Here is a 20,579-nt window from a genome sequence, read left to right as displayed (position 1 = left end):
ATTCGGCTCCTAGGCTTCGCACCCATGTCATCTCGTCTTCACCACGCTCCGACAAGGTGCAGCAGGTGAACCGACAGCGGATGTTTCGGCGTTGCGCGCCCCACCTCGTCGTCTCCATGCTGCTGCTGTCGGCGCCGGCCGGCTGCGCGGCCGGTGACGCCGGCACGGTGGGCGACGAGCAGAGCCGGACCGCCCAGATCACCGTCGCGACCCCGGCCGCCGCGGCGGCCCCCACTACAGGCGTGCTCCCACCGCACATGACCGATCCGCTGCCGGGGATGCCGCCGCCGCTCTCAGCCACCGACGTGTACGTGGCCGACCGAGAGCTCAGCCCCACCGTGGCCGACCACCGCCCGCTCGTCTACGTGCCCAACAGCAAGTCGAATACGGTCTCGGTGATCGATCCCGAGACCTTTCGAGTGATCGACACCTATGCGGCGGGCGGCTCGGAACCACAACACGTCGTCCCGTCGTACGACCTGCAGACGCTCTACGTCACCAACGATCTGCCGATCGGCGCGGGCAGCCTGTTGCCGATCGACCCGAGGACGGGCAAGCCGGGCGAACCGTTTCCCGTGCGCGATCCCTACAACATGTACTACACGCCGGACGGCCGGTACGCGCTCGTGGTCGCGGAGGCGGACAAGTCGCTGGATTTCTACGATCCGCGAACCTGGCAGAAGACGCACGCCATGGCGGTGCCCGACTGCGCCGGAGTCGACCACATGGACTTCACGGCCGACGGCCGTTTCGCCCTGGTCTCGTGCGAATTCAACGGCCGCATGCTGGTTTTCGACGTGGCCGAGCGCAAAGTCGTCAAGCTGGTCGATCTGCCCGGCGGTCGCTCGGGCATGCCGCAGGACGTGAAGCTGTCCCCGGACGGCCACACTTTCTTCGTCGCCGACATGACCGCCGACGGCATCTACCTGTTCGACGCGCACACTTTCGAGAACACCGGATTCGTGCCGACCGGCAAGGGTGCCCACGGCCTCTACATCACCCGCGATTCCGCGCAGATGCTCATCACCAACCGGCACGAAGGCAGCGTCTCGGTGTGGGACTTCGCGGCGAACGGGCTCGTGCGCAAGTGGTTCGTGCCCGGCGGCGGCAGTCCCGACATGGGCAACATCTCCGCGGACGGCCGCGTCTTCTGGGCGTCCGGCCGGCACCACGACGAGGTGTACGCCATCGACATCGTCAACTGGAATCTGCTGGCTCGCATCCCGGTAGGGAAAGGGCCACACGGACTCACGATCTGGCCGCAGCCGGGCCGCTACTCCACGGGCCACACCGGCGTCATGCGCTGACCCTCGGCCCGGCCGGCGCAGCGGTCAGGACCTGACCGGACGCAACCCCAGACCGCCTTCGACGAAGCGCTGAACGGACGTCAGCCCGGCGTCCAAAGCGGCCTCGTAGCCGGGGCGCGCCCATCCGCTCACCTTCGCGGTGCCGTCGGCCTCGGGCGTCACCCCGATTTCGGCGACCAGCTCGGCTGTGGTCGGTTCGCAGACCGCCCAGGAGAAGTGCGTCTCCTCCGCCCAGCCCGCACCGCGCCGGGCCACGTAGTCCGGTTCGGTGATGCCGCCCGCGGCCAGGGCGGGGCGGTCGTCGATGCGGTCGTCGGCGCGCAGGGCGCGCAGATACCAGGCGCCCGCGTTGATTTCGATCGGCTCCATCAGCGTTCGGCCGTTCCGCCGCGCGAGTCGTCGGCGGGCACTCCGCCGAATTCCGCGACGCCGAACGGCCTCGCTGCGACATGATCGGATGGCCGCCACGTCGCTTTTGCGCGTTTCGCGGTAACGAACCGGATTTGGGGTAGCTCGATCATGAGGAAGAGGCTAGCGGGAGGTTCTATCGATATGGGCGAGCTATGGTTCGGCCATTACCGCCTCGATCGGTTGCTGGGCAGCGGCGGCATGGGTGAGGTCTGGCTCGCGCACGACACCACGACCGACCGTGCGGTCGCGTTGAAGCTGTTGACCACCGCGTACGCGGCGGACCCGAAATTCCGGCAGCGGTTCACCAGGGAGGCTCGGCTCGCCGCCCAGGTGCGCGGGCCGCACCTGGTGCCGATCCATTCGTTCGGCGAGCTCGACGGCCGCCTGTACATCGATATGGAGTTCATCGAGGGCTCCGACGTGGCCGCGCTGCTGCGGCGTTCGGGGCGGCTGGACCCAGAGCGGGCGATCGAGATCATCGCGCAGACGGCCGCCGCGCTCGACATCGCACACCGTGCGGGCCTGGTGCACCGCGACGTGAAGCCGTCCAACATCATGGTGACGCCCGGCGACACGGTCTATCTGATCGACTTCGGCACCGCGCACCGCAGCGACCAGCCCGCGATCACCGCCACCGGCAACGTGGTGGGCACGCTGGCCTACATGGCGCCGGAGCGGTTCGACCGGGCTACGGGCCCACGTTCGGATCAGTACTCGCTGGCCTGTGTGCTGTTCGAGTGCCTGACCGGGTACCGGCCGTTCGACGACGGCGAGCCGCCACGCCTGTTGCGCGCCCACCTCATGCAAGCCCCGCCGTCGGCATCGGCGCTGAATCCGGCCCTCCCGCCCGCACTGGACGCGGTGATCGCGCGCGGCATGGCGAAGGACCCGGACCAGCGCTGGTCCAGTGCGGGGGAACTGGCTTCGGCCGCGCACGTGGCGCTGACCGGCCGGGACGTGAACACGGTCGAACTCGCCTCCGCGGTGCCGACCGTCGTACTGCCGCCGCTCCGTGCGGTGGCCACCTCCGGCGTCTCGCCCCGGACCGGTGTCTCGCCCCGGATCGGTGTCTCGCCCCGGATCGGTGTCTCGCCCCGGATCGGTGTCTCGCCCCGGATCGGTGTCTCGCCCCGGATCGGTGTCTCGCCCACGACCGGTGTCTCGCCCACGACCGGTGTCTCGTCCGGTACGCGTACGTCCCTCGGACCGCGCCTGGCGCTGGCGTCGTTCGGGGCGCTCGCCGCGGCGGTCGCCGGGGCGTTGTGGCTGGGACGGCCGGACGTGGCCGACGCGGGACCGGCGACAACGCCGCTGCCGTCGTCGAACCAGGACCACGGGACACCGTCGAACCCGCCGTCGCAAGCCCCGGCCGCGCCTGCGCCGATCTCGGCGCCGATCGTGGTCCTGCCCGGCGCGGGCCAGCCGTGCGATCCGGCGGTCGACGTGCACAGCGTCGTTGTGGACGGCCTGGTGCTCACCTGTACTCCGTCGGCGGGCCGCCCCAGCTGGCTTCCCGCGTCGCCCGCGTCCGGCGGTGTCGCCGTGCGGAACGCCGACGACTCGAACGGACCCGGGCAGCAGTATTCCGGCGACAAGCACGACCGGGGCAAGCCGGATCACGCGAACCAGGGACATGGCAGGGACAAGCCCAAACCGGGCAAGTAGGCGGGCCGTTGCCGGACTGTCGTCGAGCCCACAGTGGTGTGTGACGCGGGGCGGGGTTACGCTCCGAAGAAGGCCATTCTTACGGCATTCGCGCGGTGACCTGCTGATTTTCGTTCCGCGCCGCGGGGAGGCCGGATCGGCCAGATGTCAACGCTGACTGGAGGTTCGCGATGGGGGAGGTGCGATTCGGGGGCTACCGGCTGGAGCGACTGCTCGGCAAGGGCGGTATGGGGCAAGTGTGGCTCGCCTACGACACGGTGGCCGCGCGGCGGGTGGCGTTGAAGCTCCTGCCTGCCGAACTCGCCGCCGCCGCGGGATATCGCAAGCGATTCGAGCGTGAAGCCGAAGCGGTGGCGCAACTGCGCGATCCGCACGTACCCCGGATCCACCGGTTCGGCGAGATCGACGGCCGGCTCTACATCGACATGCAGTTCGTCGAGGGCACGGATCTGGCGGGCAAACTGCTGGCCGAGGGAGCGCTGCCACCGGCCGTCGCGGTCGGCGTCATCGGCCACGTCGCCGCGGCGCTCGATGTGGCGCACCGGCGCGGACTGGTGCACCGCGACGTCAAACCGTCGAACATCGTCGTGCACCCCAGCGGCTTCACCTACTTGATCGACTTCGGCATCGCGCACGGGCTCGGCCAGACCGCCGTGACCACCACGGGCATGGCGATCGGCACCCTGGCGTACATGGCTCCGGAGCGGTTCACCGGGAAGGTGGACGGACGCGCCGACGTCTACTCGCTGGCCTGCGTGCTCTACGAGTGCCTGACCGGCTGCCGGCCCTACGGCGACACCGACCCCGCACAGCAGATGCACGCCCATCTGATGGCGACGCCCCCGCGAGCCGGTTCGGTGTGCGCCGCTGTCCCCGCCGCTCTGGATGCCGTCATCGCCCGCGGTTTGGCCAAGGAGCCGGACGAAAGATTCGCGACCGCCGGGGAATTCGCCGCAGCCGCGCGGTCGGCGATCGGCGTTCCCGACTCGCGAGCCGTGCCGCCGCCAGCGCCCCGTGCTGGTGGCGACGGCGGTCTCCCTGGGCAAGAGAGCCTTTCGCCGCGTCCGTCAGCTGGAGCCTCTGCGGCAGAGCGTTTTTCGGAAGCGCCGAGTGCACCGCCACGGCGCACGCCTACCCCGACCAAAGTCATGCCCCAGCCAGGCCCGACGCCGACGCTCGTGGCGACCAGGCTCGACTGGTCCACGGTCACCCCTGGGCCGATTCCCACCCCGGGCAAGGACGTTCCGCAATCGGGTCCGCCGGTGCGGGGATATGCCGGTCGGTCGGCCGTCCCTGGTCACCCCGCTGCGGGGCAGCCATATTCAGCAGGCGGGTATCGAAACGCGCCGTACGCCGCTGGAGGCGGACAGCCAGGTTGGCAGGGCAGACTGCTCGCCCTGCAAGCACGCGTGCTGTCCCCGAAGCCCGGCCCGGTCGCGCCGCCGTACCGGGCGCAGGCGCGCAAGGTCTTCCCGGCGGTCCCGCGTCCGGGTCGGCGGTCGGTTCCCCAGCGGCCGGGCGCCGCGATCCCCCGACGTCGGCGGAGCTTGCTGTCGAAGCTGATCGGCGCGCTGATCGTGGTGTTCCTCACGCCGTTCGCGTTCGCGGCCGGTTGCGTCGCGTTGATCGCGGCGGGAACCAGAGCCGGCGACTCCGGCACGCCCGCACCGACCCTGCCGCCCGCGGCGGTGGCGGTGGAACAACCCGGACCGTCCCGGGACGACCCCGTGACCGATCCGGCTGCCGTGGCGCCGATGGGCACTCCCGTTCGCGACGGCAAATTCGAATTCGTCGTCACGAAGGTCGACGCGGGCGTGTCACGCATCGGATTGCAGACGGCCGCCGGTTCGTTTCTGATCGTCACGCTGGCCGTCCGCAATATCTCCGACGAATCGAAGTGGTTCCTGCCGCTGGGCCAGCGCCTGCTGGACACGCAGAACACGCTGTTCGACCACAACGCCACCGCCACCATGTGGCAGAACACCCAACGGCGCCTCGGCTACTCCTTCGAGCTGCGCCCCGGGCAATCCGCCACGACCCAACTCGTCTTCGACCTCCCGCCGACGGTCACTCCCGACCATTTGGAACTCCACGACTTCGTTCTGTCCAACGGCGTCCGAGTCGCCCTCGGCTGAACGTCTTCGCGCGGCGATGCCGGTGCCGATCCGGAAACGGATGCTCTCCGCCCGAACACCTCGCTACCGGGGTGACTCCGTTGCACGGCGCGGCGAGCGCGGTGTCGAGCTCGGCCACCTGTATGCGGGTCCGCGATGCTTCGGCTTGCCCGCTGTGGATGGGAAGCGGCGAGCCCGCTCAGGCGGCTGGGAGGACGGCGGACAGCGCGGTGAGGACGGCTTGGCGGCCGATTCGCAGGCCCGCGGCCAGCAGCGTGGTGTCGCGGGCGGCGCTGTCGATGTCGGGAGAGCCGAGGGGCGGGTGGATTTGCAGTACCGAGTCGCCGAGTTCGGCGAGCGCGCGATCCTCGATGTCCTGTTGGCGGGGGCGTTCGAGCCACGCCCGGTACGCGCCGGGGGCCACCGCGCGCATATAACCGCCGCCGACGAGCTGGTGCAGGCGCGACGCGGCCGGGCGCCGTTCGTCCACGCGCCGGGTACGCAGGACCAAGGCGAGGGTGGCGCCCGCTCGGACCGCGGTGCGGATCGGCACGGTCTCGGAGAGACCTCCGTCGAAGAAGGCCGAACCGCCCAGGGCGACCGGAGGTCCGGCCAGAATGGGCAGGCCCGCCGACGCGCGCAGCGCGCGCATGAGCGTCCGCTTGTCGGTGATGTGCGGATGCAGGTCGACCGCCTGCCCGGTCCGGATATCGGTGGCGATCGGATGGAACGTCGTGGAGTTGGCGAGGATCGCTTCGAAGTCCATCGGTTCGATGCCGTCGTACACCTGATGCACGAGATACCGCAGATCGAACGCGGGGCGCCCGCGCAGCAGCCGAGCCGGGTCGATGGCACGGCGCATGATGGCAGGATCGGTCCACGAGCGCATGCCGGGGATCGCGCGCCCGCACAACAGCCAGGCGCCGTTGATCGCGCCCGCCGACGTGCCGTACACGGCATCGAATATCCCGGCGAGTCCGAGTTCCTCCAGCGCGGACACCATGCCGCTGGAGTACACGCCCCGGCTGCCGCCTCCCTCCACCACCAGCGCCAGGCGGTGACCGTCGGCACGGCCGCCCGTGGCACGACGCGCGCGGATCACTTCCGCGACAGGAGAGAGACTTGTCGAGCTGGTCACCGGATCACGATACGACACCACGGTATGCGTATCGGTCCAGCGGCGTGACGACGGAGGGACCGCCGCGTGAACAAAGGAGCGGGCGCGAACCTCCAGGTCCGCGCCCGCCCGTTTCCCGGTCTGCGCCGGGTACTACTTGATCTCCGCCAGAACGGTGCCCTGCGTGATCGCCGCGCCCGCCTCGACGGAAAGGCCGGTGACCACACCCGCCTTGTGCGCGTTGACCGGGTTCTCCATCTTCATGGCCTCGAGCACCACGATCAGATCGCCCGCCTCGACCGACTGGCCCTCTTCCACGGCGACCTTGACGACGGTGCCCTGCATCGGAGCGGTGACCGCGTCACCGGAGGCCGCGCCGCCGCCCGCGCCGCCACGCTTGCGCGGCTTGGGCTTCTTGCGGATCACGCCCGCGCCGTTGCCCGCTGCCCCGCCCGCTCCGGCGCCAACGGTGAAGTTACCCGGCAGCGAGACCTCGACCCGGCGTCCGCCGACCTCGACGACGACCTTCTGCCGCGGCGCTTCCTCCTCCTCGTCGGCCGGGGCGCCCGCGCCGGTGAAGGGCTCGATGGTGTTGACCCACTCGGTTTCGATCCACTTGGTGTAGACCTCGAACTTCTCGCCGTCGCCGATGAACGCCGGGTCCTCGACGATGGCCCGGTGGAACGGGATGACCGTGGCCAGTCCATCGACCTCGAACTCGGCCAGCGCGCGCCGCGCCCGCTCCAGGGCCTGCGTACGGTTCTCGCCGGTGACGATCAGCTTGGCCAGCATCGAGTCGAACTGCCCGCCGATCACGCTGCCCTGGACCACGCCGGAGTCGACGCGGACACCGGGGCCGGTGGGCTCCTTGTAGACGGTGACCGGGCCGGGGGCGGGCAGGAAGTTGCGGCCCGCGTCCTCGCCGTTGATGCGGAACTCGAAGGAGTGGCCGCGCGGCGTCGGGTCCTCGGTGATCTCCAGCTTCTCGCCGTTGGCGATGCGGAACTGCTGGCGCACCAGGTCGAGGCCCGCGGTTTCCTCGGTGACCGGGTGCTCGACCTGCAGACGGGTGTTCACCTCGAGGAAGGAGACCGTCTCGCCCTGCACCAGGTACTCGACGGTGCCCGCGCCGTAGTAGCCGGCTTCCTTGCAGATGGCCTTGGCCGAGGCGTGGATCTTCGCGCGCACTTCGTCGGACAGGAACGGCGCGGGGGCCTCCTCGACGAGCTTCTGGAAGCGCCGCTGCAGCGAGCAGTCGCGGGTGCCCGCGACGATGACGTTGCCGTGCTTGTCGGCGATGACCTGAGCCTCGACGTGGCGGGCCTTGTCCAGGTACTGCTCGACGAAGCACTCGCCGCGACCGAAGGCGGCGGTCGCCTCACGGACGGCCGAGTCGTACAGCTCCGGGATCTCCTCGATGGTGTGCGCGACCTTCATGCCGCGGCCACCGCCGCCGAACGCCGCCTTGATGGCGACCGGCACGCCGTAGGTCTTCGCGAATTCGACGACCTCGCTCGCGTCTTTGACCGGGTCCTTGGTGCCCGCGGCCATCGGCGCCTTCGCGCGCTCGGCGATGTGCCGCGCGGTGACCTTGTCGCCCAGGTCGCGGATGGACTGGGGGGAGGGGCCGATCCAGATCAGCCCGGCGTCGATGACGGCCTGGGCGAAGTCGGCGTTCTCGGAAAGGAAGCCGTAGCCAGGGTGGATGGCGTCGGCGCCGGACTTGGCGGCGGCGTCGAGGATCTTGTCGAAGACGAGATACGACTCGGCCGAGGTCTGCCCGCCCAGGGCGAACGCCTCGTCGGCGAGCTTGACGAACGGGGCATCGGCATCCGGCTCCGCGTAGACGGCGACGCTGCCGATACCGGCATCCTTGGCCGCCCGGATCACGCGCACGGCGATCTCGCCTCGGTTAGCTACGAGTACCTTTGTGATCCGCGCGCTGGCATGGCTGGGCACTGAGCCTCCTGTGTGCATTCTTCTGGTCGCTTCGCCGGGGGTGGGGTCGCTGTGCGGGCTCCGCTCCCATAATCGACAAACTTACGTCTCGGGCGAGTGTAGGCAGTCTGCCAACAGTCGCCGAACTCGGCTAGGCCTACTGAACAGTAGGTCGCGGATCACAACGTACGCGTCCTGTGTTTGGGACCGCGCCCCGCCTACCTGCTCCGCGTGCGTCGCGACCCGCCGCGCGCGGGCGCCTCGCCGGGTTCTTCCCCCGTGGCGATCGGCATGCGCACCGAGTTGCCCCACTCGGTCCATGACCCGTCGTAGTTGCGTACGCCGTGGCGCCCGAGCAGGTAGGTCAGGACGAACCAGCTGTGAGCGGACCGCGCGCCGACTCGACTGTAGACGATCACCTCGTCCGCGCCTGCCAACGCGCGGTAGACGTCGTCGAGTTCGGTGCGGGAGCGGAAACGCCCGTCGGCGGTGAGCGCCTCGGACCACGGGATGTTCGACGCGCTGGGAATATGGCCGCCGCGCAATGCCGCGTCCTCGGGGTTGGCCGGTTGGAGCACATCCGCGCCGGAGTACTCCTCGGCCGAGCGCACGTCGAGCACCGGTTTGCCGAGGTGGGCGAGCACGTCCTCGCGGAAGGCGCGGAAGGTGCTGTCGTCTCTGCGCACAGCCGGATAGCCGCTGCGCACCGGGTAGTCGGGTTCGAAGGTCGTGTCGCGCCCTTCGGAGATCCACGCCGCGCGGCCGCCGTCGAGCAGGCGCACGTCCTCGTGCCCGAACAGGGTGAACACCCATGCCGCGTGCGCCGCCTGCGCGTTCCCGCGATCCCCGTAGATCACAACCGTGTCGTCACGATCTATACCTTTCGCGCGCATCAGTTCGGTGAATCGCGTTCCGTCGATATAGTCGCGCGTGACCGGATCGTTCAGATCGCTTCGCCAATCCAGTTTGGTGGCGCCCGGAACGTGCCCGATGTCGTAGAGCAGCGTGTCCTCGTTGGCCTCGATGATCTTGAGTCCCCGCGCGCCTATGTTTGCCGACAGCCACTCCGTGGTTACTAGTCGGTGTGGGTGTGCGTAGGAACCGAGCGAGGGATGAGGGTCCGGAGCGACGGGCACGGTGTTTGGGTCCTTCACGCATGGGTGGACGGTGGTGGCAGCGGTTCGAGGCCTCACAGCGATGGTAGGTGTGAGGCGACAGTGGCTCTCGTTTCAGATCACAAATCGGATGAGGGCCGAATAAAGGGCACCTACATCCGATAAAGTCTCCCGGGAGGAGGGGTGAGCTATGTCCGATTCTTGGCCGCGGCGGCGACTGCTCGCGATCCTACGTGGCGCCAGCGAGCCTCTCGACGCCCAGGAACTGGCCAGAATCACCGGACAGCACGTCACCACGGTCCGGTTCCATCTGGACGTGCTCACCAGGGAATCCCTCGTCCGGCAGTTCCAGCAGCCGCCGCGTGGCCGCGGGCGACCGCGCATCGGATACAGCGCGGTGCAGCGATCGGTGGGCTACCAAGATCTCGCCCAGGTGCTCGCCGACCAGCTCGGCCCGGATCCCCGGCGCAGGGCGGAGGCGGCGAATGCGGCGGGCCGCGCCTGGGGCAGCAGACTCGACGTCGGTGACCATCGGGTCGAGTCGCTGGAGGACGCCAAGGATCTCACGATGACGTTGATGTCGGAACTGGGTTTCGCGCCCGAGCGCGACTCTTCCCCGGAGAACGAGGGGAAGGTGCTGATCCGGATGACCGCGTGTCCGCTGCGCGAACTCGCGCGAACGCATTCCGAAGTGGTCTGCGGCGTGCACCTCGGGCTGCTCGAAGACGTCCTCCGCCGGGGCGGCGCGCAGGGGACCATCGACGTGCGGATGCATCCGTTCGTGGAGCCGGAGCTGTGCGTGGCCCGTCTGGAACTCATCGCGGCGCAGCGCGCCGAGGCCCAGGAGACCGCGAAGGTGCCCGGCGGTGACGCCGAGGCGTTCACCACGCCGTCAGGCCGTGTGGCCCCACAGCTGCGTAACGCCGATCCCAACATCGCCAAGCAGTCGGCGCAGCAGTGGTAGCCCGATGCCGATGACGCTGGACGGGTCGCCATCGATGCGGTCGACGAACCAGCCGCCGAGCCCGTCGAGGGTGAACGCGCCCGCCACCTGGAGCGGCTCGCCGGTCGCGATGTAGGCGTCCAGCTCGTCCGGCTCGGGCTTGGCGAAATGCACGGTGGTGCTGCTGCAGTCGACCGCTTCGGCGATGATCCCACCGTCCCGCATCCGCAGCACGCAGTGCCCGGTGACGAGATCGGCGCTGCGTCCGGCCATGTCGCCCCAGCGCGCGCGGGCGACCTCGGGGGTGTGCGGCTTGCCCTGCAACTCGCCGTCCACGAGCAGCATGGAATCACAGGCCACCACAACGCAGTCGGCGGCGAACTCCGGAACCGCGGTGGCGACGGCCGCCGCTTTGGCGCGCGCCAACTCCACCACGACCCCCTGCGGAGGGGTGCCCTCGGGGAGGGCGGCGGCCACCGCGTCCTCGTCCACGGCGGAGACCCGGACGATCGGGTCGATGCCCGCCGAGCGGAGCACCTCCCGGCGGGCCGGGGACGCGGAGGCCAGGATCAGCCGCGTCACCCGCGCAGGTGGGACAGCTGTGGGAAGGAGTACGGGGAGAACGGGGAAGCGCCGCGATGCATCAGCGTCGGGTGGCCCCACAGGTCGGGCGGGCCTGCGGGCCCGCCCGACGCGGCGCTGTTCGCGGCGGCGGACAGGACGCACACCAGTGCGGCGAGTTCCTCGTCGGTCGGCGAGCCCTTCACGACACGGAAGAACGGCTCCGGGGTGGCCTCTGCGGATTGCGCTGTCGCGGTCGAACCGGTGGACGCACCGGCCTCGTCTGCGATCGGGTCGACTGTGAGATCCAGTTCGACGGCGCTCAACACATCTTCTTCTGCCACGGTCGTCACAGTGCCAGGTCCTCTCTTCGCCCTTATCAGCGGAACTGATCAGGCTGTTCCCGTTTTCCGACAAGTTATGGATGAAGCAATCGTCCTCGGACGCACTCTTTGCTTCTCTGCAACAAGCCGGTACACGCCAGCGTAAGTGTTACCGAGGCCGATGCCCCACCCTTTGTGCGCGGCCTATCGAGGGTATCGCTCGATCACAGCGGGATGTTGCCGTGTTTCTTCGGCGGCAGGGTGACCATCTTGCGTTCGAGCAGTCGCAGCGCGGAGACGATCTGGCCGCGGGTGTGCGACGGCGGAATGACCGCGTCCACGTAGCCTCGCTCGGCGGCGACGTACGGGTTCACGAGCGTGTCCTCGTACTCGTTCTGGAGCTCGAGCCGCAGCGCATCGACGTCTCCGCCGTCTTTGGCGGCCTGCTGGAGCTGCTTGCGGTAGACGAAGCCGACGGCGCCCGAAGCGCCCATGACGGCGATCTGGGCGGTCGGCCAGGCGAGGTTCACATCGGCGCCCATGTGCTTGGAACCCATGACGTCGTAGGCGCCGCCGTAGGCCTTGCGTGTGATGATCGTGATTTTGCCCACAGTGGCCTCACCATAGGCGTAGAGCAGCTTCGCGCCGCGCCGGATGATGCCGTTGTACTCCTGCCCGGTGCCGGGCAGGAAGCCGGGCACGTCGACCAGGGTGATGATCGGGATGTTGAACGCGTCGCAGGTGCGCACGAAGCGCGCGGCCTTCTCCGAGGCGTCGATGTCCAGGCAGCCCGCGAACTGGGTGGGCTGGTTGGCCACGATGCCGACGCTGCGGCCGTCGATCCGGCCGAAGCCGACGATGATGTTCATCGCGCGCTCGGCCTGCACCTCGAGGAACTCGTCGTCGTCGAGCAGGCGACGGATCACGTCGTGCATGTCGTAGGGCTGGTTCGGCGAGTCCGGGATGATCGTGTCCAGCTCGAGATCCTCGTCGGTGAGCGAGTCCTCGATCGCGCCGTCGATCGGGTCGGTGGCCGGGAAGCGCGGCGCCTCGGCCCGGTTGTTGCTCGGCAGGTAGGACAGCAGGTCCTTGACGTAGTCCAGGGCGTCCTGTTCTCCGGAGGCGACGTAGTGCGCCACACCGGACTTGGTCATGTGCGTGTGCGCGCCGCCCAGGTCCTCCATGGTGACGTCCTCGCCGGTGACGGTCTTGATGACGTCCGGGCCGGTGACGAACATCTGGCTGGTGCCGTCGACCATCACGACGAAGTCGGTCAGCGCGGGGGAGTACACGTGGCCACCGGCGGCCGGGCCCATGATCAGCGAGATCTGCGGGATCACGCCGGAGGCCTGGATGTTGCGGTGGAAGATCTCGCCGTAGAGACCGAGCGAGACCACGCCCTCCTGGATGCGCGCGCCAGCGCCCTCGTTGATGCCGATCAGGGGGCGGCCGGTCTTCAGGGCCAGATCCATCACCTTGACGATCTTCTCGCCGTAGACCTCGCCGAGGCTGCCGCCGAACACCGTGACGTCCTGGCTGAAGATGCACACATCGCGGCCGTCGATGGTGCCGTAACCGGTCACCACGCCGTCGCCGAGCGGGCGGTTGTGCTCCAGGCCGAAGTTCACGCTGCGGTGGCGGGCCAGGGCGTCGAGTTCGACGAAGGAGCCTTCGTCCAGCAGGGCGAGGATGCGCTCGCGGGCGGTCATTTTGCCCTTCGCGTGCACCTTGTCGACCGCGGCCTCACCCATCGGGTGCTTCGCCTCTTCCAGCCGATTCCGCAGGTCAGCCAGCTTCCCGGCGGTGGTGTGGATATCGGGGGAACCCGCGGGACCTGATGCGGGCTGCTGCTGGACACTCGTCATGGCATCGGAGTGTAACCAGTACCAGTGCGTCTCTCTAACCCAGGCGGGGGCTACCGGCGAGTAGAAAACCGCAGCTAGATCAATTTTCGGACGCAAACTTCCTGGTCGGTAGCGACGTTGGGGAGGCGGAAAATGAGTATCGCCCACCGGTCGGGTCCGGATAGCCTGAGGGCGAAACATTTTCGGCTCAGGGGAGGAGCGCGTCATGTGGGAATGGGGTAGGACTTTCGCCGAATACGCTGCCGCCGCGGCGTGGACACGGACCACGGAGACGGCTCCGAAGTACGGCGAGCCCGAGTGCTGGACCGAGACCGCCGAGGGCGAGCCGGAGAACGACCGCGCGGGCATGGCGGCGCGCGACCCGCTCGTCTCCTGGTACGACCTGGCCGGGTAGCGCCCGCGCGGCGAGTAGCCTGCCGGTGTGCAGAGGCCACCGTTGGATGCAGAGCAGTTGCGGCGCAGTGCCGTCGACTCGCCGGAACTGTCGTTCTTCTCGCGGATCGACGTGGTCGAGTCGACCGGGTCCACGAACGCGGATCTGATCGCGCTGGCGGCCGATCCGGACGCCGACCACGTCGTTCTGCTGGCGGAAACCCAAGTGCAGGGCCGTGGCAGGCACGCGAGGACCTGGGTCAGCCCGCCTCGGGCGCAACTGGCGATGTCGGTGCTGGTGCGTCTGCCCGGGATCGGCCCCGCCTCGCTCGCCTGGCTGGCGCTGCTCACCGGCGTCGCCGTGGTCGACGCGCTGCGGACCACGGCGGGCGTCGCCGCGGAACTCAAGTGGCCCAACGACGTGCTGATCGACGGACGCAAGGTCGCGGGCATCCTGGCCGAGGTCGCGGCGAGCGGGGGCGGCGCGCCCGCCGTCGTGATCGGGCTCGGGCTCAACGTGAGCCTGACCGAAGAGGAACTGCCGGTGCCGCACGCCACGTCGCTGACCATCGCGGGTGCGCGGCAGACCGACCGCACGGTGCTCGTGCGGTCGCTGTTGACCGAGTTCGCCCGTCGCTTCACCGCGTGGCGCGACGCGGATTGGGCGACCGACGAACTGGCCGCCGCCTACCGCGAGCGGTGCGCCACCATCGGCACGGAGGTCCGCGCCGAACTACCCGGCGGCCGACAGCTCACCGGCATCGCCGAGGGCGTCGACGACTACGGCCGCCTGCTCATCGGTGGCGAAGCGGTGTCCGCGGGCGATGTCACGCATCTGCGCGCCCAGTACTGACCGCCTCTCCGGGCGGCCTCAGACGTGCTGGGCGACGTCGCGCGCGGCGTCCCGGGCGAGTGCGCGATCGCGCTGCTCCTCGAACTTGATCACGTCTTTGGCCAGCTGCTCCACGAACGTGCCCAGTTCGTCGCGCGCCTGCTCGCCGCGCGGCCCGAAGTCCGAGCGGTCGAAGACGTTCCACTGTTTGAGCACCGGCTCGATGACCTCTTCCAGGTGCTGGCGCAGGTCGTAGATGCCGTGCTTGGCCATCAGCACGCCGTAGCGGCGGAAGTTGGGCATCCCGGCGCCTGGCATCAGGAAGTTCGTGATGATCCTGGTGATCGCGGGCAGCGCCTGGTCGGGCACCAGGTCCAGCGCCGCGCCGCACAGGGAGCGATAGAAGATCATGTGCAGGTTCTCGTCGGCGGCGATGCGCTGGAGCAGGCGATCGGCGACGGCGTCGTTGCATGCCTTGCCGGTGTTGCGATGCGACACACGGGTGGCCAGTTCCTGGAAGGTGACGTAGGCGACGCTCGCCAGGAACCCGCCCCACCCGTCCGGCGATCGGACCCCGTTGCTCATGTGGATCATCCGGGCCTCCTCCAGGGCGACCGGATCGACGGCGCGGGTGACGACCAGGTAGTCCCGCATGGCGATGCCGTGGCGGTTCTCCTCGGCGGTCCAGCGGTCGACCCAGGTGCCCCACGGTCCGTCCTCGGAGAAGTTCTGCGCGATCTCCCGGTGGTAGGAGGGCAGGTTGTCCTCGGTGAGCAGGTTGGTGATCATCGCGACCCGGGCGACCTCACTGAGGTGCGATTGCTCCGGTTGCCAATCCACGCCGCCAAGGGCGGCGAAGTTGCGGCCCTGGCTCCACGGCACATAATCGTGCGGGTTCCAGTCTTTCGCCATGGACAGGTGCCGATTCAGGTTCTCTTCGGCGACGGGTTCGAGTTCGGCCAGGATCTGCAGCGGGGTCAGGTCTTTGGTCACGCGTTCCTCCACGGTCGGAATCGGCGATGATGGTGAGCCGGGCGTTGCGCGATACAGAGAGCCACTGCGCGGAAATGGTCACACGCAGGGTGCCGATTGTGCAGCATGACGCGCTGCGGTGTCAGCCGTTCGGGCATCTTGACGCGGTACTGTTCCTGACATGGGTTATCCCGAGGATGTGCTGGCGCCCGACGAACGGTTGCTGCTGCATCGCCACCCGCATTGGAAGATGCTCTTCTGGCCGATCGTGACGCTGATCGTCGCCACCGCTCTCGCGGGTTTCACGGGGGGACTCATTTCGCAGAAGGCCACGGGCACCACCGCCTCGGCGCTGCTCATCACGGTGCTCGTGGTGTATGTGGCGATTCTGCTATGGCGTTGCGCCGTACCGGTTATCAGCTGGAAGTCGACGCATTTCATCGTCACCGACCGGCGGGTGCTGGTGCGCCAGGGCGTCATCACCCACAGCGGCATCGACATCCCGATGAGCCGGATCTCCAGCGTGCAGTTCCGGCATGGGCTGTTCGATCGGTTGCTCGGCACCGGGACGTTGATCATCGAGTCGTCCTCCTCGGAGCCGCTGGAATACGACGACATCCCCGCGGTCCAGCAAGTGCATTCGTTGCTGTACCACCAGGTGTTCGAGGTCGAACGCCATCGGGACGGGCGCGACGAGCGCTGGGACGACCGCCGCAGCTACCGGTGAGCCCGTAGCCTGGGCGTATGACCGCTGTACTGCTGGCCGAGGACGACGATGCCATCGCGGCCCCGTTGTCGCGCGCGCTCGGCCGCGAGGGCTACTCGGTGACTGTCGAGAGTTTCGGCCCCGCCGTGCTGCAGCGAGCTCTGGAAGGCGGGCACGACCTGCTCATTCTCGATCTCGGCCTACCCGGCATGGACGGGCTGGAGGTCTGCCGTCAGGTGCGCGCCCGTGGCGCGGATCTGGCCGTGCTGATGCTCACCGCGCGCACCGACGAGGTGGATTTCGTGGTGGGGCTGGACGCGGGCGCCGACGACTACGTCGGCAAGCCGTTCCGGCTCGCCGAGTTGCTCGCCCGGGTGCGAGCGCTGTTGCGGCGCAGCGGAATCGGCGACGACACGGTCGAGGTGGGCGGCATCCGCCTGGAGCCGGCCGCCCGGCGCGTACTGGTCAACGGCGTCGAAATCGGTTTGGCCAACAAGGAATACGAGCTGCTCAAGGTGCTGATCGACCGGGCCGGTCAGGTGGTGGCGCGCGAGACCATCCTGCGCGAGGTGTGGGGCGACGCGGAGTTGCGCGGTTCCAAGACGTTGGACATGCACATGTCCTGGCTGCGCCGCAAGATCGGGGACGAGGGCCCCATGGCCGAGCGGCGCATCGTCACCGTCCGCGGTGTCGGATTCCGGCTGAACACCGACTGACGTGCGCCGCCGGATCTTGCGTTCCATGCTCACCGTGCTGACCCTCACCACGGTGGTGCTCGGCGTGCCCCTGATCTACACGGCGTGGTTGTGGGTGGAGGACATCACGCGCAACGACCTGCAGAACCGGCTGGACCGGATCGCGACGGAGATCATCGCGCAGGAACGCGACGGCACGGTGTCCGGCGAGCTGGACATCCGGTCGGTGGCGCCGTTGGTGCCGGAGAACGGCAGGCTCACCATCGTCTACCCGTCGCAGCGGGACAACGCCGTCCGCCGCGACGTGGGGGTGGCCGACGTGTCCGACCCGCTGGTCGAGTCGCTTTCGATGGGCAAGTCCGCTTCGCTGCGCCTGGAGGTGCCGTCCGCGCCGATGCACGCCATGCAGCGCCAGGCGGTCGCGGTGGTCGCGCTGGCGGTGCTCGCCTCGCTCGGCGCGGCGGTCTCGGTCGCGGTGGTCACCGCCCGGCGGGTGGCCGATCCGCTGCGGGACGTGGCGGCGCGCGCGGCCCGGCTGGCGATGGGGGATTTCCGGCCCGATCCGCGCAGGCACGGCATCGCGGAACTGGATCGCGTATCCGACGTGCTCGACTCGGCGACGGTGGAGATCGCCGGACGACTCCAGCGCGAACACGCCCTGGTGGCGGACGTCTCGCATCAGCTGCGCAGCAGGCTGACCGCCGTGCGGTTGCGCCTGGACGAGTTGTCCGCGCATGCCGACCCGGAGGTGGTGCACGAGGCCGAGGAGGCGATGGCTCAGGTCGACCGGCTCACCGACGCGATCGACGACCTGGTCCGCGCCTCCCGCGACGAAGACGCGGCCGACCGCGATCCGGTGCCCGTGATGGACGAACTGCGCGGTGTCGTCGCCGAATGGAAACACCCGTTCACCGAGGCGGGACGGTCGCTGACACTCACCGGCGACGAGTCGTTGCGCGCCCCGATCACGGGTTCGCGGTTGCGTGAGGCGGTGACGGTGCTGGTGGACAACGCGCTCATGCACGGCGGCGGGACCTGCACGGTGTCGGTGCGCTCGGTGCGGCCGGGAGCCGATCGCGAGCCGCTGGTGTGTGTCGAGGTGGCCGACGAGGGCCACGGAGTGCGCGACGAGCTGGCGCCGCACATCTTCGACCGCGGTTTCTCCGCGGGCGGCTCCACCGGTGTCGGGCTGGCGCTCGCGCGGGCGCTGGTCGAGGCGGACGGCGGACGGCTGGAATTACAGCGGCGCAGGCCCGCGCTGTTCGCGGTGTTCCTCGGGTCGAAGGCCCGTCCGGCCAACTCGGTGGTGCCCGAGCCGAGGTGACTCAGCCGCGGCCGAGTTCCTCTTCCACGAGGTCGACGAATTCCGCTTCGAGTTCGCTCATTTCGTCGGGGAAGACCCAGCGGCGCATCGACCAGAAACGGAACGCCATCTGCAGCAGATTGCCGATGATGAACGCGCTGATGAAGTCGGCGACGTTCTCGACCGTGAAGCTCACGTTGGGCTGGCGCAGGTCGAAGACGTAGCTGGAAATCCACAGCGGGGTGAAGGCGAGGACGACGCCGACGCCGCTGACGGCGAAGAACAGCAGCGCTTCGTGATGACGTTCCCGCCCGCCGCGATTCTTGAACGACCATTCCCGGTTCAGGATGTAGGACGCGATCACGGCGATGACGCCGGAAATGATCTTGGCCGTGACCGGTTTCTCCGCGAGCACCGTCCACTTGAGTATGTAGAAGATGCCGCTGTCGATCACGAACGTGGTCGCGCCGACGATCGCGAACTTGATCAATTCCCGCTGCCGGTACGCGATATCTTGCAGCGGCTTGGGGAGGACGCTGACCACGTCGTCGACGAATGACACAAGACCGGAGTGTACCGGTAGCTGTCATTTGCGCCGGACATGACAATATTGTCCGACGTGAGCGCACGTTCCTTCGATCCTTCGGCCATGCCCACCGTCACCATGATCGGCGGCGGCCAGTTGGCGCGCATGACCCACCAGGCGGCGATCGCGCTGGGCCAGCGGCTGCGCGTGCTCGCCGAGAACCCCGAGGACCCGGCCGCCCAGGTCAGCCCCGAGGTGGTGCTCGGCAGCCATACCGACCTGACCGCACTGCGCAAAGCGGCGGTCGGCTCGCACGCGCTGACCTTCGACCACGAGCACGTGCCGACCGAGCACCTGGAGGCGCTGGTCGCCGAGGGCGTCAACGTGCAGCCGCCGCCGCGGGCGCTGGTCTACGCGCAGGACAAGTTGGCGATGCGCACCAAGCTGAGCGCGCTGGGGCTGCCCGTGCCCGCGTTCACGCCGGTGACCTCGGTCGAGGACGCGGTGCGCTTCGGCGACGAGCACGGCTGGCGGATCGTGCTGAAAGCGGTACGCGGCGGCTACGACGGGCGCGGCGTCTGGATGCCGGAGTCCGCCGACGCGGCCGCGGCGATCGTCGCCGACCAGCTCGCCGGCGGCGTCCAGCTGCTGGCGGAGGCGAAGATCGACCTGAAACGGGAGCTGTCGGCGATGGTGGCCCGTTCGCCGTTCGGGCAGGCGGCGACCTGGCCGGTGGTGGAGACCGTGCAGCGCAAAGGGCAGTGCGCGGTCGTCATCGCGCCTGCGCCCGAGCTGCCGGAGGACACGGCGGCCGCGGCGGAGACGATGGCGCTGAATCTCGCCAAGGAACTCGGCGTCGTCGGCGTCATGGCGGTGGAGCTGTTCGAGACCACCGACGGCGAGCTGCTGGTGAACGAGCTGGCCATGCGCCCGCACAACTCCGGGCACTGGGGCATGGACGGCGCCCGCACCGGGCAGTTCGAGCAGCATTTGCGCGCCGTGCTCGACTACCCGCTCGGCGACACCGCGCCGCTGGCTCCGGTGACCGTGATGGCGAACATTCTCGGCGCGCCGCAGGCCCCGGCGATGTCGATGGACGAGCGGCTGCACCACCTGTTCGCCAGGATCCCTGAGGCGAAGGTGCACCTGTACGGCAAGGGCGAGCGTCCCGACCGCAAGATCGGGCACGTCAACATCCTCGGCGACGACGTGGCCGAGGTCAGGGAGAAGGCCGAGCGGGCGGCGCACTGGATGTCGCACGCGATCTGGACCGACGGATGGGATCCGCATGAGTGAGGAACTGGCCATCGCCCCCGCGGTCGGCCTGATCATGGGCAGCGACTCGGACTGGCCGACGATGGAGGCCGCCGCGGAGGCGCTGGCCGAATTCGGGATCCGTTTCGAGGTGGGCGTCGTCTCGGCGCACCGCACGCCGCAGCGCATGCTCGACTACGCGCGTTCCGCGGCGGGGCGCGGGTTGAAGGTCATCATCGCCGGCGCGGGCGGCGCTGCCCACCTGCCCGGCATGGTCGCCTCGGCCACTCCGCTGCCGGTGATCGGCGTGCCGGTGCCGCTCAAATACCTCGACGGCATGGACTCGCTGCTGTCCATCGTCCAGATGCCCGCCGGCGTGCCGGTCGCCACCGTCTCCATCGGCGGCGCCCGCAACGCGGGCCTGCTCGCCGCCCGCATCCTCGCCGCCCACGACCCGTCCCTGCGCACCCGCATGGAACAGTTCCAGGCCGGGCTCGAGCAGATGGTGCTGGAAAAGGACGACGCGCTGCGCACCAAACTTCTGGGCTGAGCGACGCACG

Annotated in this window: 20 protein-coding genes; 11 read left to right on the top strand and 9 right to left on the bottom strand. The window is 69.1% G+C overall.

Annotated features, from left to right (window positions below; translation table 11 throughout):
- Window positions 1-65 precede the first annotated feature (65 nt).
- Window positions 66-1,307, top strand: a complete 1,242-nt coding sequence (locus AB0L97_RS23990) for a YncE family protein (protein WP_364433230.1) — start codon at window positions 66-68, stop codon at window positions 1,305-1,307.
- A 24-nt stretch (window positions 1,308-1,331) separates the two neighbouring features.
- Here the strand turns inward: AB0L97_RS23990 and AB0L97_RS23985 are convergent, their stop codons facing one another.
- Window positions 1,332-1,676, bottom strand: coding sequence for a hypothetical protein (locus AB0L97_RS23985; RefSeq protein ID WP_355073528.1), 345 nt, complete (start codon window positions 1,674-1,676; stop codon window positions 1,332-1,334).
- 183 nt (window positions 1,677-1,859) lie between these two features.
- Between AB0L97_RS23985 and AB0L97_RS23980 the strand changes: the two genes are divergently transcribed.
- Complete coding sequence (locus tag AB0L97_RS23980) at window positions 1,860-3,383, top strand: serine/threonine-protein kinase (RefSeq protein ID WP_364433226.1); 1,524 nt, start codon at window positions 1,860-1,862, stop codon at window positions 3,381-3,383.
- 170 nt (window positions 3,384-3,553) lie between these two features.
- Window positions 3,554-5,518 carry a protein kinase gene (locus AB0L97_RS23975; RefSeq protein WP_364433223.1) on the top strand — a complete coding sequence of 655 codons (1,965 nt, stop codon included), beginning with the start codon at window positions 3,554-3,556 and terminating at the stop codon, window positions 5,516-5,518.
- 178 nt (window positions 5,519-5,696) lie between these two features.
- Here the strand turns inward: AB0L97_RS23975 and AB0L97_RS23970 are convergent, their stop codons facing one another.
- The 3 genes from AB0L97_RS23970 to AB0L97_RS23960 form a co-directional block, all read right to left on the bottom strand.
- Window positions 5,697-6,635, bottom strand: coding sequence for a patatin family protein (locus AB0L97_RS23970; RefSeq protein ID WP_355073534.1), 939 nt, complete (start codon window positions 6,633-6,635; stop codon window positions 5,697-5,699).
- Between the two features lie 132 nt (window positions 6,636-6,767).
- Window positions 6,768-8,573, bottom strand: a complete 1,806-nt coding sequence (locus AB0L97_RS23965; protein ID WP_364433218.1) for an acetyl/propionyl/methylcrotonyl-CoA carboxylase subunit alpha — start codon at window positions 8,571-8,573, stop codon at window positions 6,768-6,770.
- Window positions 8,574-8,770: 197 nt separating this feature from the next.
- Window positions 8,771-9,688 (bottom strand): sulfurtransferase, encoded by a 918-nt coding sequence (locus AB0L97_RS23960; RefSeq protein WP_364433215.1) that lies wholly within the window; start codon window positions 9,686-9,688, stop codon window positions 8,771-8,773.
- Window positions 9,689-9,857: 169 nt separating this feature from the next.
- Between AB0L97_RS23960 and AB0L97_RS23955 the strand changes: the two genes are divergently transcribed.
- Window positions 9,858-10,631 (top strand): transcriptional regulator, encoded by a 774-nt coding sequence (locus AB0L97_RS23955; RefSeq protein ID WP_355073540.1) that lies wholly within the window; start codon window positions 9,858-9,860, stop codon window positions 10,629-10,631.
- Here the strand turns inward: AB0L97_RS23955 and AB0L97_RS23950 are convergent.
- The 3 genes from AB0L97_RS23950 to AB0L97_RS23940 all read right to left on the bottom strand — a co-directional run bounded on the left by AB0L97_RS23950 (window position 10,560) and on the right by AB0L97_RS23940 (window position 13,359).
- Window positions 10,560-11,192, bottom strand: coding sequence for a Maf family nucleotide pyrophosphatase (locus AB0L97_RS23950; protein ID WP_355073542.1), 633 nt, complete (start codon window positions 11,190-11,192; stop codon window positions 10,560-10,562). The genes AB0L97_RS23955 and AB0L97_RS23950 overlap by 72 nt on opposite strands.
- Window positions 11,189-11,524, bottom strand: coding sequence for an acyl-CoA carboxylase subunit epsilon (locus AB0L97_RS23945; RefSeq protein WP_364433210.1), 336 nt, complete (start codon window positions 11,522-11,524; stop codon window positions 11,189-11,191). The genes AB0L97_RS23950 and AB0L97_RS23945 overlap by 4 nt, the downstream gene beginning before the upstream one ends.
- 194 nt (window positions 11,525-11,718) lie before the next feature.
- Window positions 11,719-13,359: an acyl-CoA carboxylase subunit beta gene (locus tag AB0L97_RS23940; RefSeq protein ID WP_355073546.1), complete on the bottom strand. Its 1,641-nt coding sequence runs from the start codon at window positions 13,357-13,359 to the stop codon at window positions 11,719-11,721.
- 205 nt (window positions 13,360-13,564) lie between these two features.
- On the opposite strand from AB0L97_RS23940, the gene AB0L97_RS23935 reads away from it, so the two are divergent.
- Together AB0L97_RS23935 and AB0L97_RS23930 are read left to right on the top strand one after the other, a co-directional pair.
- Complete coding sequence (locus tag AB0L97_RS23935) at window positions 13,565-13,753, top strand: hypothetical protein (RefSeq protein WP_364433205.1); 189 nt, start codon at window positions 13,565-13,567, stop codon at window positions 13,751-13,753.
- Between the two features lie 27 nt (window positions 13,754-13,780).
- Window positions 13,781-14,584 carry a biotin--[acetyl-CoA-carboxylase] ligase gene (locus tag AB0L97_RS23930; protein ID WP_355073550.1) on the top strand — a complete coding sequence of 268 codons (804 nt, stop codon included), beginning with the start codon at window positions 13,781-13,783 and terminating at the stop codon, window positions 14,582-14,584.
- Between the two features lie 18 nt (window positions 14,585-14,602).
- Here the strand turns inward: AB0L97_RS23930 and AB0L97_RS23925 are convergent, their stop codons facing one another.
- On the bottom strand, window positions 14,603-15,556 hold the full coding sequence (locus AB0L97_RS23925) for an acyl-ACP desaturase (protein WP_355073552.1): 954 nt from the start codon (window positions 15,554-15,556) through the stop codon (window positions 14,603-14,605).
- A 160-nt stretch (window positions 15,557-15,716) separates the two neighbouring features.
- Here AB0L97_RS23925 and AB0L97_RS23920 point away from each other — a divergent pair, with 160 nt between their 5' ends.
- Genes AB0L97_RS23920 through AB0L97_RS23910 form a run of 3 tightly spaced genes read left to right on the top strand, consistent with a single transcriptional unit; the run spans window position 15,717 to window position 18,260 of the window.
- The gene (locus AB0L97_RS23920; RefSeq protein WP_355073554.1) at window positions 15,717-16,262 is read left to right on the top strand and encodes a PH domain-containing protein; all 546 of its coding nucleotides are present in this window, start codon (window positions 15,717-15,719) and stop codon (window positions 16,260-16,262) included.
- Between the two features lie 17 nt (window positions 16,263-16,279).
- Window positions 16,280-16,957 (top strand): response regulator transcription factor, encoded by a 678-nt coding sequence (locus AB0L97_RS23915; protein ID WP_040865082.1) that lies wholly within the window; start codon window positions 16,280-16,282, stop codon window positions 16,955-16,957.
- Between the two features lies 1 nt (window position 16,958).
- On the top strand, window positions 16,959-18,260 hold the full coding sequence (locus AB0L97_RS23910) for a HAMP domain-containing sensor histidine kinase (protein ID WP_355073558.1): 1,302 nt from the start codon (window positions 16,959-16,961) through the stop codon (window positions 18,258-18,260).
- Window position 18,261: 1 nt separating this feature from the next.
- Here the strand turns inward: AB0L97_RS23910 and AB0L97_RS23905 are convergent, their stop codons facing one another.
- On the bottom strand, window positions 18,262-18,801 hold the full coding sequence (locus AB0L97_RS23905) for a GtrA family protein (RefSeq protein ID WP_355073560.1): 540 nt from the start codon (window positions 18,799-18,801) through the stop codon (window positions 18,262-18,264).
- A gap of 87 nt (window positions 18,802-18,888) precedes the next feature.
- Between AB0L97_RS23905 and AB0L97_RS23900 the strand changes: the two genes are divergently transcribed.
- Window positions 18,889-20,061: a 5-(carboxyamino)imidazole ribonucleotide synthase gene (locus tag AB0L97_RS23900; RefSeq protein WP_364433331.1), complete on the top strand. Its 1,173-nt coding sequence runs from the start codon at window positions 18,889-18,891 to the stop codon at window positions 20,059-20,061.
- Window positions 20,054-20,569, top strand: a complete 516-nt coding sequence (gene purE, locus AB0L97_RS23895) for a 5-(carboxyamino)imidazole ribonucleotide mutase (RefSeq protein WP_195045335.1) — start codon at window positions 20,054-20,056, stop codon at window positions 20,567-20,569. The genes AB0L97_RS23900 and purE overlap by 8 nt, the downstream gene beginning before the upstream one ends.
- Window positions 20,570-20,579 lie beyond the last annotated feature (10 nt).

Origin of the sequence: Nocardia sp. NPDC051911, from assembly GCF_040681035.1 — a bacterium.
GTDB lineage: Bacteria > Actinomycetota > Actinomycetes > Mycobacteriales > Mycobacteriaceae > Nocardia > Nocardia sichangensis.
This window is presented reverse-complemented; position numbering and strand designations above follow the sequence as displayed.

What these genes read in the sequence shown, in the direction of transcription:
- AB0L97_RS23955 (WP_355073540.1), top strand. Translation starts at nt 9,858, where the DNA reads ATGTCCGATTCTTGGCCGCGGCGGCGACTGCTCGCGATCCTACGTGGC.
- AB0L97_RS23975 (WP_364433223.1), top strand. Translation starts at nt 3,554, where the DNA reads ATGGGGGAGGTGCGATTCGGGGGCTACCGGCTGGAGCGACTGCTCGGC.
- AB0L97_RS23920 (WP_355073554.1), top strand. Translation starts at nt 15,717, where the DNA reads ATGGGTTATCCCGAGGATGTGCTGGCGCCCGACGAACGGTTGCTGCTG.
- AB0L97_RS23900 (WP_364433331.1), top strand. Translation starts at nt 18,889, where the DNA reads ATGCCCACCGTCACCATGATCGGCGGCGGCCAGTTGGCGCGCATGACC.
- AB0L97_RS23985 (WP_355073528.1), bottom strand. Translation starts at nt 1,676, where the DNA reads ATGGAGCCGATCGAAATCAACGCGGGCGCCTGGTATCTGCGCGCCCTG.
- AB0L97_RS23915 (WP_040865082.1), top strand. Translation starts at nt 16,280, where the DNA reads ATGACCGCTGTACTGCTGGCCGAGGACGACGATGCCATCGCGGCCCCG.
- AB0L97_RS23935 (WP_364433205.1), top strand. Translation starts at nt 13,565, where the DNA reads ATGTGGGAATGGGGTAGGACTTTCGCCGAATACGCTGCCGCCGCGGCG.
- AB0L97_RS23940 (WP_355073546.1), bottom strand. Translation starts at nt 13,359, where the DNA reads ATGACGAGTGTCCAGCAGCAGCCCGCATCAGGTCCCGCGGGTTCCCCC.
- AB0L97_RS23980 (WP_364433226.1), top strand. Translation starts at nt 1,860, where the DNA reads ATGGGCGAGCTATGGTTCGGCCATTACCGCCTCGATCGGTTGCTGGGC.
- purE (WP_195045335.1), top strand. Translation starts at nt 20,054, where the DNA reads ATGAGTGAGGAACTGGCCATCGCCCCCGCGGTCGGCCTGATCATGGGC.